The following is a 12433-nucleotide window of genomic DNA, read 5'->3' on the forward strand; positions in this document are numbered from 1 at the left end:
CTCTTTCTCGAGTGATCGCATATGAAATCAGCTCCCCGCACCCAGTTCACTGGGCCGGAACTTTGCGCTCTTGAAGCGCACCAAGTCGTCAAATTGCTTCATCTTGGCGAAGTCTCGCCCAGCGAGGTTCTTGATGCCGCGTTCTCCCGCATCGACGCGGTGGAACCTTCAGTCAACGCGATAGTCACCCGCTGCGAAGAACGCGCTCGCAGCAGTGTGTCCAGCCTCGCGGTCAAGGGGGTCAAAAACGTAAGTCTGCCTGGATGGCTCGGCGGGCTGCCAATAGGTATCAAGGATCTAACGCCGGTTGCGGGGGTGCGCACCACTTTTGGCAACAAAGGGCTGGCGAGCTTTGTTCCGGAGCAAAGCAGCGCTCTCGTCGAACGTCTCGAAAATAACGGTGGCATCGTCGTTGGAAAGACCAACACGCCCGAGTTTGGGGCGGGTGGCAATACCTTCAATGAAGTTTTCGGGATGACCCGCAACCCGTGGGACACGCGCAAGAATGCAGGCGGCTCTTCCGGGGGCGCGGCGGTTTCACTGGCAACCGGGGAGGTTTGGCTTAGTCAGGGTGGAGACCTCGCAGGCTCTTTGCGCACGCCTGCCGCCTACTGTGGGGTTGTTGGACTGCGTCCCTCCATTGGCCGGGTCGCTGAAAGCGATGAGAAATTCGCGTTCAACACGGAAATTGTGCCGGGCCCAATGGCTCGGAGCGTCACCGATTGTGCGCTCTTCCTCGACGCAATGAGTGGCTTCGAACCAAGGTCGCCGTTGTCGCTTGAGGCTCCGCGCACACCATTCATGCAGGCCGTGTACCGTGCCTCGGAGAAAGTGCGTATCGCCTACAGCCCGAACCTGAACGGGTTCGCGCATGTCACGCCAGAAGTTGACGCAGTGCTGCGACATGCGTTGGGCCTTGTCGAAAAGGCAGGTGCAGCCGTCGACGAGGCCTGCCCACAGCTTCCGGATCTTGAGCCGACCTATGTAACGCTAAGAGCAATGGTGTGGGCGGCAGGGCCAGGAAGGGCGCCCGCCGAGGTCCAAAAGCACTTCAAGCAGACGGTTGTCGAGAACATTGAGGTCGGACGCAAACTCAAGATCGACGACGTGTACGACGCGCAGATCAGGCGAACTGTTCTCTTCCACAACATGCAGCAGTTCCTGCAGAGCTACGATGTCCTCGCCTGTCCGACGGTAGGAATGCAACCTGGTCCCGTCGAAGAGGAATATCCTACCGCGATCAACGGAACGCCGCTTACCGACTACATCCAGTGGCTCCGCTTCGCTTTCTTGGCAACGACGACTGGGTTGCCTGCAATCTCCATTCCGATCGGCTTCAGCGAAGGCGGCATGCCCGTCGGCATGCAATTGATCGGACGACCACGCGGAGAAGCCAGGTTGCTGCAGGTCGCCCGGGCAATCGAGATTTCGGTGGGTGGGCCGTTGAAACCAATCGATCCGCGAAGCTTCTGACTTTGGAGAACATGGACTGAACTAAACGCGACTACGCCTTCGAACGTCATCCAGAAAGAAAGGGGAATGTGAAATGCAACTTCATAAAAAAACGACCGTAGCCGACGAACGTACCAAGAGCGGCAGGTTTTCCCGCTTAACCGGGCAACTTTTGGCTGGGGCGATGGCATTGGGCCTCGCACTTGGCGTCTCCAGTCCTGTGCTCGCCGATAACGACACAGTCACTGTCGTGATGCATTCAAACTTGCGCGTCCTCGATCCGATCACGAATACGGCGCACATCACGCGTGACCATGGCTACATGATCTACGACGTACTGGTCGCCCAGGACTCGAACCTCAATCCACAGCCCGAGATGGCGGATTGGACGGTTTCGGAAGATGGTCTCGTTTACGTGTTTACGCTGCGCGATGGCCTTCTTTTTCACGACAACCAGCCAGTGAAAGCCAAGGACGCGGTGGCTTCGCTCAGGCGCTGGGGCAAGCGTGACGGCGGCGGCCAGCTTCTCTTCGACGCGACGGAAACCCTCGAAGCTACGGATGACAGGACCATCACTTGGAAGCTGAAGAAGCCTTTCCCCTCCCTGCTTGAAATCGTCAGCAAGCAATCCAGTGTTCCAGCCTTCATCATGCCGGAGAGAATTGCGGATACCCCTGCCGACCGGCCCATCACGGAATACGTCGGCTCTGGTCCTTTCAAGTTTGTCGCAAGCGAGTTTCAGCCCGGCGTTAGTGTGACCTATGAGAAGTTCGACGGCTATGTTCCGCGCAGCGAGAAACCCGATGGATTGGCTGGTGGGAAGGCCGTGCACGTCAAGCGGGTCAAATGGCTGAGCATGCCAGACGCACAGACAGCGATTAACTCTCTTTTGACCGGCGAGATCGACTATATCGAAACCGTGAAGGCCGATCTCCTGCCTCTCCTGGAGAGCAATCCGGATATAGTGCTTGAACAGAGAAAGGGTTTGGTTTTTCAGACTCTGGGGCGGCTCAACTTCAAATATCCCCCTTTCGACAACATCGATATCCGACGCGCTGCACTCAAGGCGCTGAACCAGACCGACATACAAGTCGCGCTGATGGGCGATCCAAAATACTATACGACGTGTGGTGCCGTCCTGGGATGTGGCATGCCGCTCGCAGACGAAACCGGCTCGGAATCGTTGACAGGCAAGGGAGATATTGAAGGCGCCAAGGAGCTTCTGAAGAAAGCGGGCTATGACGGTACACCGGTGGTCTTGTTGCAGCCAACCGATAACCTCTCCGCTGCGCCTCAGCCGATCGTGGCTGCTCAGGCCCTGCGCAATGTCGGCTTCAACGTCGACATGCAATCGATGGATTGGCAGACGCTCGTCACCCGCCGCGCCAACATGGGGAAGCCTGCAGAGGGCGGGTGGAACATGTTCATTACAAACTTCATCCTTCCGGAGGTCGGATCGCCGCTGGTGAGCCCCATGCTCAACGGTCGCGGCGACAAAGCTTGGTTTGGTTGGCCCGACGACCCCAAGCTTGAACAGTTGCGCGCGGCATTCGCGGAAGCGAAGACTGCAGAAGACAGAAAAAACATCGCGAAGCAGGTTCAGATCCACACGCTTGACGAGGTGATCTACATCCCCCTCGGCCAATTTTCAGAAGTTCAGGCGCGTTCGAGCAAGCTTATCGAAATGAACGCGTCGGCTGTTCCGGTTTTCTGGGGAATTCGCAAGACAGACTAAGCCGCCAGGCTTCCTAGAGCGGGGGAACTTCAAGGTTCGCCCGCTCTACCCTTGAAAAGCTTGCGCAAGGCGAAAGCCTTGGGAAGGAACGTCTATGTTCGGATATCTTATTCGACGCACAATGGCGGTGATCCCCGTCATGCTAACAGTAACAGTTCTAGTCTTCCTACTATTGCGATTAACGCCCGGCGACCCCGCGGCGATTATAGCTGGCGACGCAGCCACGCCCGAGCAACTCGAGCGCATTCGTCAATCGCTCGGCCTCGCGGATCCTATTCATACTCAGTTTCTGACGTGGTCAAAAAGCCTGTTGCACGGTGACCTCGGGACTTCTGTGATCTCGAACACTCCGGTGGTGACGCTGATAGGACAGCGGATCTGGCCGACGCTCAATCTCGCACTTCTGACAATCGCCCTCGCGATCGTGGTCGCCGTTCCCATCGGGGTAGTGGCAGCATGGCGCCACCGCAGTTGGATCGACCGGGCGATCATGAGCTTTTCTGTTCTCGGCTTTTCGATTCCCGTTTTCGTCGTTGGTTATGTTCTCATAAAGCTGTTCGCGATTGATCTCAGATGGTTGCCTGTTCAAGGCTACATGCCGCCTTCACAGAGCCTGGTAGGCTTTCTTCAGCGCGCCCTGCTACCGGCGCTGACGCTAGGCACGATCTACATCGCGCTTATCGCTCGTATGACGAGAGCAAGCATGTTGGACGTGCTTGGCGAGGACTATATCCGCACCGCTCGCGCCAAGGGCATTCCAGAGAGATTGGTTTTATTCAGGCACGCGCTGCGAAACGCCGCAGTGCCCATTCTAACCATCGTGGGCACCGGTTTTGCGCTGCTGATCTCCGGGGTGGTGGTCACCGAGAGCGTGTTCAACATTCCCGGCATTGGTCGCCTGACGGTGGATGCCGTGCTTGCTCGCGACTATCCGGTCATCCAGGCCATGATCCTTCTGACCAGCGGTATCTACGTCGTGATCAATTTGCTGATTGACCTTTCCTACTCGCTCTTCGATCCAAGGATCCGCTACTGATGACTACGCATCTAAATCCCGAGTCGAGTGCGCGAATGGCTTTGAACCTGGTATCGCTCCGCAAGCATTTGCGTGGAGGCTTGGCGCCTTCCATCGCCGCAATCGTCCTCATCGTTATCGTTGCCGCTACAATTGCGGCGCCACTCTACGTTCCCCACGATCCCATCGCTATGAATGCAGTCGAGCGGCTGAAGGGGCCAAGCGCGGCTTACATCCTCGGTACGGACGCATTTGGGCGAGACGTGTTCTCACGCGTGATGGCTGGTGGTCGGGTGTCGTTGCTCGTGGGCATCGGTGCAGCTGTCGTGAGCGTAGCGTTGGGGCTCCTTATTGGCCTTGTCGCAGGATTCTTCCGGCTGGCCGATGCAATCATCATGCGGATCATGGACGCGCTGATGGCAATACCGTCAATCCTGCTTGCAATTGCGCTCGTGGCCCTCAACGGCCCAAGTCTTTGGTCTGTCATTTGCGCCATCACGGTCCCTGAGATCCCAAGGGTAGTGCGCTTGGTGCGTTCGGTAGTGCTCTCCGCTAGGGAAGAGCCTTACGTTGAGGCGGCGATAGCCGTCGGATCGGGGCTGTCGAAAATTCTGTTCCGTCATCTGATGCCGAACACCTTCGCGCCCTTGATTGTCCAGGGGACCTATATCTGCGCCGCGGCCATTTTGGCCGAGAGTGTCCTCTCGTTTCTCGGGGCCGGTGTCAGTGCTGAAATTCCAACCTGGGGAAACATCATGGCTGACGGGCGACTTTACTTCCAACTCAAGCCGTCACTGATCTTCTGGCCCGGCCTGATGCTTTCGCTATGCATTCTCTCGATCAATCTCCTCGGCGATGCGGCACGGGACATGCTCGATCCCCGTTTGAAGCAGCGTGAAGCGTGAGGGACGCCCAATGTTCAGGAACAGAAATTTTCAAGCGGCTCCTGTGGCACTCGAAGTCAAGGATCTCACTATAAGCCTGTCCGGTACCGGCGTTGGCGCTCAGCCCGTTCTAGATCGTGTATCGTTGACAATCCGGCACGGCGAGACCGTTTGTCTCGTCGGAGAAAGTGGATCGGGGAAGTCGGTCACGTCTCTCGCCATCATGGGGCTTTTGCCTAAGAACGCTTTGGCGGTGAAAGGCGGCGAGATCCTGCTCAAGGGCCGGAACTTGCTTGCGCTCGACGCAAAGGCCATGCGCGACTTGCGCGCCCGCAAAGTCTCGATGATTTTCCAGGAGCCGATGACTGCTCTCAACCCAGTCCTCCGAGTCGGTGCGCAGGTCGAGGAGGTGCTGGAAATGCACGGCGACCTTACTCCGCACGAAAGGCGGCGTCATGTCCTTGATATGATGGATCAAGTGCACCTGCCCGATGTCGAACGGATCTACAATTCATTTCCCCATCAACTCTCGGGCGGGCAGCGTCAGAGGATCATGATCGCTATGGCTTTGATCCTTGAGCCACAGCTGTTGATCGCGGACGAGCCGACAACCGCGCTCGACGTCACGACGCAAAAGCAGATCTTGAGTCTGATCGCAGAAATGCAGGAGAAGCATGGAACCGCCGTGCTGTTCATTACGCACGATATGGGCGTCGTGGCTGACATTGCCGATTCAGTCTATGTGATGAAACGAGGCGCGGTCGTCGAACATGCAGCCGTCGGAACTTTGTTGCGGACTCCAAAGGACGAATATTCGCGAAAGTTGCTGCAGGCGGTGCCAAGCCTTCAACCTCGGGTCCCACGGCAGGATGCGCCTAGGGAACACGTTCTCAGCGTAAAAAGTCTAGAAAAGACCTACCCGCTCGCCGGAGTTCGCAAACCGCCAACGATTGCCGCGACCGGTGTCAACTTCGAAATTCGGCGCGGTCGAACGCTCGGCATCGTCGGTGAGAGCGGCTCGGGCAAGTCCACGGTGGCGCGCTGCATCATGCGTCTTATCGATCCGACGGGAGGTGAGATACGGGTAGCTTCGAAGGAGATTGCCAAGCTGTCGCGTCGTCAGTTGCAGCCGCACCGCAGGAGCATCCAGATGGTGTTCCAAGACCCGTACCGCTCGCTTAATCCGCGCTGGACGGTCGGCGAAAGCATCATCGAGGGACCGCTCAACTTCGGGATATGTCGCGAAGACGCATTGGCGCACGCCCGTAAGCTGCTTGATCTCGTAGGGCTCCCGGCAGATGCGATCGGCCGATACCCGCACCAGTTCTCCGGTGGTCAGCGTCAGCGTATCGCGATCGCCCGCGCGGTCGCCATGCGACCTGATGTGCTGGTCGCGGACGAGGCGGTATCTGCGCTTGACGTGTCAGTCCAGGCCCAGGTGCTGAACTTGCTCGATGAGCTGCAGGCCCAGTTGGGGATCGCGATCCTTTTCATTACACACGATCTGCGCGTGGCCGCGCAAATCTGCGACGAGGTGGTCGTGATGCAGCGTGGACGCATCGTCGAGCATGGTGCGGCATCCGACGTTTTGTCCAGTCCAAGCCACCCATATACCCGAGCGCTCATTGAAGCCGCGCCCGGGCGCGGTTGGGATTTCGCGAATTTCCGCGAGCTCGCAGCGGCTGACGTCCGTTGAACCGTGAATGGATGCTTGATGTTGCGCGCGCCAGCCGGGCAAAAGCGGCTGGCGCGTGCCGATTAAGCCGGACGATGCCGTCCAGACGAGTAACCGCCAGCGTGCGATAACCGTGCTTACGGCGACCCTTGTTGACGCGTCCGGGAATCCGGTCGAGTCCTTAACCTTCCCATGCGTGACCTACGGCAGGACAGCGGATCAGTCCAAGGATTCGACCCGCAAGCTGGCGCGCAGATCGTGAGGCTCGCTCGGAAACTTGGCGTGTCGGTCGTCAGCGACAAGTTGGACTTCACGAAGAAGAAGCAGGCCCTCGAGGATTCGGATGATTCGAGCAAGGACGGGATGTTGTCGTCCTTCGCCTATTCTGCATTCGACGCCGCGTTTGTCTTCGCGAGCTTCCGGCAAAACGGCGCCCACGCCGAGTGAATCCCGCCGCCACTTCCTCGACGCTCCGGTGAAGGCGGGTAGCTTGGGGGAAAGCACCGGTTGCGCCTCGCCAAGCCTCACATGGCATAGCGCTCTCCATCGTCGTCTGGCCATACCGAGGACGTAACCCGACGTTCCGAACCCAACGTCTTGAGGTGGTAACCGAGGAGAAGGGTGGCATCGCGAGACGCCCTGTCCGCGAACCCCTGCAGAGTGATCGGAAGTTTTCGCCACCGCCGCGGCATTGTCCCAGACATTGCCCGAGCGTTTCATCGAGCGGGTGGCGCCGTTGTCGGCCACACGCCTCTGGAAGTGCTCGCTCGCACGCACTGGTCCACGGCGCAATACGGTCTGGAAAACAAGAGCCGGCCTGCCTATCTAGGAAGGGCGATCCTTCGACATGGTGGCGGTAGGATGAAATTGGTCGGCGGTTGATTGTGATGTTTCGCCTATGAATCGAAAAGCCAGGGTGAAGGATCCTGCTTCGGCGCTGCCGTGGGAAGATCTGCGTATTATAAAGGCAATCGGCGATCATGGCGGGCTGAGCAGTGCTGCGACTGCGCTTTCGCTCAATCACTCGACTGTTGCACGCCGCCTTGCGATCGTTGAAGAAATTCTCGGGGTTGCGTTGTTTGATCGGCTTCGTACTGGATGCAAGCCAACAACCGCCGGAACCGAAATCCTCGCGCTGAGTGCACGTGTTGAGCAGGATATTATAAATGTCGCTCGGCGCGTTGCTGGCAGTGCAGAGCGCCTCGCTGGAGAGCTCAGAATAGCAACCAGCGATGCGCTCCTGTATGATTTCCTGACTCCAATCATTGTGGATTTCCAACGCATCCATCCAGACATTCGGGTCGAAGTGCTCGTCGGGAATGCTCCGCTGAATCTGGCGCGAGGCGAGTCCGACATTGCGTTCCGGGCGACGCTCGCGCCGCCCGAGAATCTTTACGGTAGGAAGATCGCCAAGGTGGCATGGGCCATATATGGCCGCCGTGACGATTTCCTAGGGCGCCAGCCGCGTCTCGAAGACCTGTACGAGCAACAGTGGATATCATATGGCTCGGGCTTGAAGGGGTTGCGAGCCTTCTCGTTCGTCGAAGAGAGGGTGGCGGCGCAGAATATTATTTATCGCGCCGACTCCGTTCTGGGAGTTGCATCGGCCTTGTGCGCAGGAGGCGGCATAGGTTTTTTGCCCTGCATGCATGGCGATCTAGTGCCGAGCCTTGTTCGAGTGAGCGCGGTTCAGGCGCAAGTTTACGACGAACTCTGGATTCTGACACATCCCGATATCCGCAAATCCGGTCGAGTATACGCCTTCATGACGCACTGTGCCCAAGCGGTAATTAAACGTCGCGACTTCATTGAAGGAGTTGGGACTCCTGGTGTTTATAACCCCGCTGCCAAACGAGACTATGGCTAGCGTTAAACAAGCCCCCACTGTTTTCTACAGCGACACCTGAAATTTCTGCCGGCTGTGCGCTGCGTGGCCTTTGCTTCCCGAAGCGCTGCGTCGGGTGGTGATCGCGATGTCCAATCACGGCATTCCGAAGACTTCCGGCGCAGGCACCGCTTCGGCAGCCATACCTATTTCGTGCTGTCGTTCATCTTCTGGGCTGGATCGAATCAGTATGGCAACGGTAGGCGGATTTCCAACTCAATGCCATTGCCGGCGTCGGGCTGGCCAAAGGCAATTGGAGTGCGGGGTCGCACTCGTCTCCGCATTTTTGCGGAGTCGTTTCGTCAGAAATACAGAATCTGCAAGGGCAAGCAGACAGGATATCCAAGAAGGGATCTGATGAGGAAGCTGGATCGCCGATGCCGAAAATAGCGCCAAGCTATTGAAACTACGATCAGTCGCAAACCAGGACCTTTCGGGGCCGAGTGTGCAGCGTTGTCGTTCGATTATGCGTCATGGAGAAGCAAGCCATGTACAACGTCCAATCTATGCCGTTCGCGGATCTGGACGTATATCAGACTTCGCTTGCGACTGAACAGGGGCAGCCGGGAGCGGTAGATGCCTCGCGTTTGTCGGCAGGCACCTACAAAATCGATCCCGCTCATACGCTGGTCGCCTGGACGGTCAACCATATGGGCTTTTCGTTGCTCGAAGGCATATTCGGAGCCTCTGACGGTCAGATTGTGATTGACCCCAACCACCCAACGGAAAGCCTCGTCGAGGTTTCCTTCGCAATCAAAGACCTTTCCGTGACGACCTGCGCATTCGCTAATCATCTGCGGTCCGCCGACCTGTTTGACGCGGAGAATTTCCCGGTTGCCCGCTTTGTATCGACTTCGGTCAAACCCAGTGGCACTGATCGTGCAACGATCACCGGCGATCTCACGATCAAGGGCATCACCCGGTCGGTCGCACTTGACGCTGCTTTCGTTGGCGTCGGTCAGAATCCGTTGAGCGACAAGCTCAATTTTGGGTTCGCCGCAACGACGACGATTCTTCGGAGTGAATTCGACCTCGGCTTTCTCGTCCCGGCCGTCTCCGACAAGGTCAAGCTCAGGATCAACGCGGCCTTCTCGGCGGAATAAATCCGAACCCCGTTCCCGTCCCCCCGACAACAAATGAAGGAGAAGATTATGAGGAAACCTTTTGATAGCTTTATCACGGCCGACAATAGTGCGCTGCTGCTGATCGATTTCCAGCCCCAGATGTTGATGGGCATCCGCAGCGACGATCCTTCGTCCGTTCTCAATAGCGCCGCGATCATTGCTAAGGGTGCCAAGCTATTCGGCATGCCGACCATTCTCACGACGATCACCGCGGATTCCTTCGCGGGGCCCTTCATGCCCGAACTTGCCGGGGTTTTCCCGGACGCCAAGATCATCGATCGCACCTCGATCAATGCTTGGCTGAACGAGGATTTTGTCAAGGCGGTGGAGGCTACAGGCCGGAAGCGCCTGATCATTGCGGGCCTCTGGACCGGGGCTTGCACCGCTTTCAACGCGCTTGAAGGCATCTGGCGCGGCTACGAAGTCGGCTTCGTGGCGGACGCCTGCGGTGACACATCGCTTCAGGTTCACGAGCGCTCCATTGAGCGCATGATCCAGCAGGGCGCGACGCCGCTGACGGCTCAGCACTTCGTGTATGAACTTCAGCAGGACTGGGCTCGCCACGAGACCTATCAGGGCGTCATGGAGTTGCTGCAACCGCATTCGGTCTTCGGCGACGTCCAGGTGCGCTACGGTAAATGGGCGCTCTCCAACCACTGAAGGCGATGGCGACATGTCAACGGGGCGGCAGATTCCGGCCCGTTGACATCCGCCAACCCGTTCTCGCTGCCGGACAAGAAAGGATATCAGATGCTTTACCGGGACTTTTCAACGCAGGCCGACCTTGACGCCGTATACGACGTTGAGGCGGCTGTGCCGGACTTCCAAGGCTATCTGGATCAGTTCGAGCAAGCCAACCTCAGGACGCGGTCGGAGCTTGAGTACAAGCCCGATGTGCCATTCGGCCTCGGTATCGATGAACGGCTTGATCTCTTCCCAGCCGCTCCGATGAGCGGTCGGCCACCCATCGTGATCTTCGTGCACGGCGGCTATTGGCGCCTTTCACAGGGACGCGACTATGATTTTGTTGCGCGAGGCCTGCATCGGCACGCTGCCGTCAACGTCGTGAACTACTCGCTCGCTCCGAAAGTGCCGATCTGGGAGATCGTGCGGCAAGTTCGCGCAGCGATCGCCTGGAGTTGGCACAATGCAGACAAGGTCGGCGGCGACCGAGATCGTATCTATGTTATCGGCCATTCGGCGGGTGCGCACCTCACCGTCATGGCTGCGCTTACGGACTGGACGCGTGAATATGGTCTGCCCGCGGACCTCGTGAAAGGCGCTTATGCCATGAGTGGGCTCTACGATCTGCGCCCTCTGCCCTACACTTTCATTGGCCCCGCATTACAGCTCAGCACGCGCGAGATCTTCGACCTGAGCCCAATGCTTCGCGATCTTCCTGCCGAGGCGCCGCAACTCAGGATCGCCTATGGCGACGCAGAAACCAGTGAGTTTATCCGGCAAAGCGATGATTTCCTGCTGCGATGGCAGCAAGCGGGCCTGCACGGCGACCTAAGCCTGCGCAATGCGCGGGATCATTTCTCGATCATGCTTGATCTAGCCGACCCGGAGTCGGATCTGGTCCGAGACATCTCGGCTTTCCTCAAGTCCTAGGTAGACCGATTACTGGCTGACTCGATTTTGCGGTGGCCGGCCCGCCCTTATGCCCGCTAAAGAACCCTGAGCCGAATTCCACGTGGTGGTCCGCTCAAGAGGGATTCGAAGACGTTGCGATCAGGGATGGCAGATTGGAACACTCCCGCGATATTAACGGACGGGTAGGCCAATTATTTTGCGCGCTTCATTGGCGGTCGCGATCTCCCCGCCCAGATCATCGACGATCCGCCGGGCTTTTTCGACAAGGCTTGCGTTCGAGGGCGCCAATACACCCTTTTTGAGGTAGATGGAGTCCTCTAATCCCACCCGCACATGGCCGCCGCTGAGATATGAGAGCGCCACGGTCTGTAAAGCGCTTTTGCCAATGCCGAATGCAGTAAATTCAGCGTCCGGGGGAAGAAGATTTCGTGCATAGGTGACGGTCTCTGGGGTAGCCTGAAAACCATACTTTACCCCGAGAACAAGACTGATCAGCGGTGGTGTATCGAGGGTGCCATCGGCGATGAGATCGTGCATGAGTGCGATGTCGCCGGAATCGAATAGCTCCAATTCGGGCTTCGCCCCAGCTAGCCGAATAATGGTGGCCATTTGTCGCAAGTTGTCCGGCGTATTAATAACGACCTCACCTGCGAAATTCATTGTATTCAGATCGAGAGTGCATATGTCGGGCCTCAGCAACGCTATATGCTTGACGCGTTTATCCGGCGCCAGCAACGTTGTCCCGGGTCCACCCACTTTCGGATCTTCTGCTGACGGCACGAACCGTCCGCCCGGTCCGGTCGTCAAATTGATGACGAGCTTCTCATTCCTATCCCGGATAGTGTCGACGACTTCTCGATAGTAGTCGATGTTCATGGAGGGTGCACCAGATATAGGCTCGCGTACATGGATGTGCACGATTGCCGCACCGGCGTCCGCCGCAGCCAAACTCGACTCCGCGATTTGCCGTGGAGTAATGGGAAGGTGCGGTGATCGCGAAGGCAGGGTGAGATTTCCCGTGACCGCGCAGGTGATGTAGACCCTCTGGCGTGGCGTCCGCATACGGT

At 57.9% G+C, this 12433-nt stretch carries 11 protein-coding genes; 10 read left to right on the forward strand and 1 reads right to left on the reverse strand.

Features of this window, described 5'->3' with window-relative positions; genetic code table 11:
* Positions 1-21: 21 nt before the first annotated feature.
* The 10 genes from LAC81_RS29330 to LAC81_RS29375 all read left to right on the forward strand — a co-directional run bounded on the left by LAC81_RS29330 (position 22) and on the right by LAC81_RS29375 (position 11384).
* Entirely contained in the window at positions 22-1473 is a 1452-nt protein-coding gene (locus LAC81_RS29330) for an amidase (RefSeq protein WP_223728188.1), read from the forward strand.
* 73 nt (positions 1474-1546) lie between these two features.
* The gene (locus LAC81_RS29335; RefSeq protein ID WP_328717453.1) at positions 1547-3187 is read left to right on the forward strand and encodes an ABC transporter substrate-binding protein; all 1641 of its coding nucleotides are present in this window, start codon (positions 1547-1549) and stop codon (positions 3185-3187) included.
* 94 nt (positions 3188-3281) lie between these two features.
* Complete coding sequence (locus LAC81_RS29340) at positions 3282-4223, forward strand: ABC transporter permease (RefSeq protein WP_223728189.1); 942 nt, start codon at positions 3282-3284, stop codon at positions 4221-4223.
* Between the two features lie 35 nt (positions 4224-4258).
* The gene (locus tag LAC81_RS29345) at positions 4259-5107 is read left to right on the forward strand and encodes an ABC transporter permease (protein ID WP_223728190.1); all 849 of its coding nucleotides are present in this window, start codon (positions 4259-4261) and stop codon (positions 5105-5107) included.
* A gap of 10 nt (positions 5108-5117) precedes the next feature.
* Positions 5118-6782, forward strand: a complete 1665-nt coding sequence (locus LAC81_RS29350) for an ABC transporter ATP-binding protein (protein ID WP_223728191.1) — start codon at positions 5118-5120, stop codon at positions 6780-6782.
* 261 nt (positions 6783-7043) lie between these two features.
* On the forward strand, positions 7044-7208 hold the full coding sequence (locus LAC81_RS29355; RefSeq protein ID WP_223730442.1) for a hypothetical protein: 165 nt from the start codon (positions 7044-7046) through the stop codon (positions 7206-7208).
* 451 nt (positions 7209-7659) lie between these two features.
* Positions 7660-8628, forward strand: coding sequence for a LysR family transcriptional regulator (locus LAC81_RS29360; RefSeq protein WP_223728192.1), 969 nt, complete (start codon positions 7660-7662; stop codon positions 8626-8628).
* Between the two features lie 506 nt (positions 8629-9134).
* Positions 9135-9749: a YceI family protein gene (locus tag LAC81_RS29365; protein ID WP_223728193.1), complete on the forward strand. Its 615-nt coding sequence runs from the start codon at positions 9135-9137 to the stop codon at positions 9747-9749.
* A 48-nt stretch (positions 9750-9797) separates the two neighbouring features.
* Positions 9798-10430: an isochorismatase family protein gene (locus LAC81_RS29370; protein WP_223728194.1), complete on the forward strand. Its 633-nt coding sequence runs from the start codon at positions 9798-9800 to the stop codon at positions 10428-10430.
* A gap of 42 nt (positions 10431-10472) precedes the next feature.
* Positions 10473-11384 carry an alpha/beta hydrolase gene (locus LAC81_RS29375; RefSeq protein ID WP_223728195.1) on the forward strand — a complete coding sequence of 304 codons (912 nt, stop codon included), beginning with the start codon at positions 10473-10475 and terminating at the stop codon, positions 11382-11384.
* A gap of 153 nt (positions 11385-11537) precedes the next feature.
* Here the strand turns inward: LAC81_RS29375 and LAC81_RS29380 are convergent, their stop codons facing one another.
* Positions 11538-12428: a 3-keto-5-aminohexanoate cleavage protein gene (locus tag LAC81_RS29380; RefSeq protein WP_223728196.1), complete on the reverse strand. Its 891-nt coding sequence runs from the start codon at positions 12426-12428 to the stop codon at positions 11538-11540.
* Between the last annotated feature and the right edge of the window lie 5 nt (positions 12429-12433).

The sequence above is a fragment of the Ensifer adhaerens genome, from assembly GCF_020035535.1.
In the GTDB taxonomy this organism is placed as follows: domain Bacteria; phylum Pseudomonadota; class Alphaproteobacteria; order Rhizobiales; family Rhizobiaceae; genus Ensifer.

Coding starts and splice junctions, on each gene's coding strand:
- LAC81_RS29380 (WP_223728196.1), bottom strand. CDS start 12,428: ATGCGGACGCCACGCCAGAGGGTCTACATCACCTGCGCGGTCACGGGA.
- LAC81_RS29350 (WP_223728191.1), top strand. CDS start 5,118: ATGTTCAGGAACAGAAATTTTCAAGCGGCTCCTGTGGCACTCGAAGTC.
- LAC81_RS29365 (WP_223728193.1), top strand. CDS start 9,135: ATGTACAACGTCCAATCTATGCCGTTCGCGGATCTGGACGTATATCAG.
- LAC81_RS29330 (WP_223728188.1), top strand. CDS start 22: ATGAAATCAGCTCCCCGCACCCAGTTCACTGGGCCGGAACTTTGCGCT.
- LAC81_RS29345 (WP_223728190.1), top strand. CDS start 4,259: ATGGCTTTGAACCTGGTATCGCTCCGCAAGCATTTGCGTGGAGGCTTG.
- LAC81_RS29370 (WP_223728194.1), top strand. CDS start 9,798: ATGAGGAAACCTTTTGATAGCTTTATCACGGCCGACAATAGTGCGCTG.
- LAC81_RS29360 (WP_223728192.1), top strand. CDS start 7,660: ATGAATCGAAAAGCCAGGGTGAAGGATCCTGCTTCGGCGCTGCCGTGG.
- LAC81_RS29340 (WP_223728189.1), top strand. CDS start 3,282: ATGTTCGGATATCTTATTCGACGCACAATGGCGGTGATCCCCGTCATG.
- LAC81_RS29335 (WP_328717453.1), top strand. CDS start 1,547: ATGCAACTTCATAAAAAAACGACCGTAGCCGACGAACGTACCAAGAGC.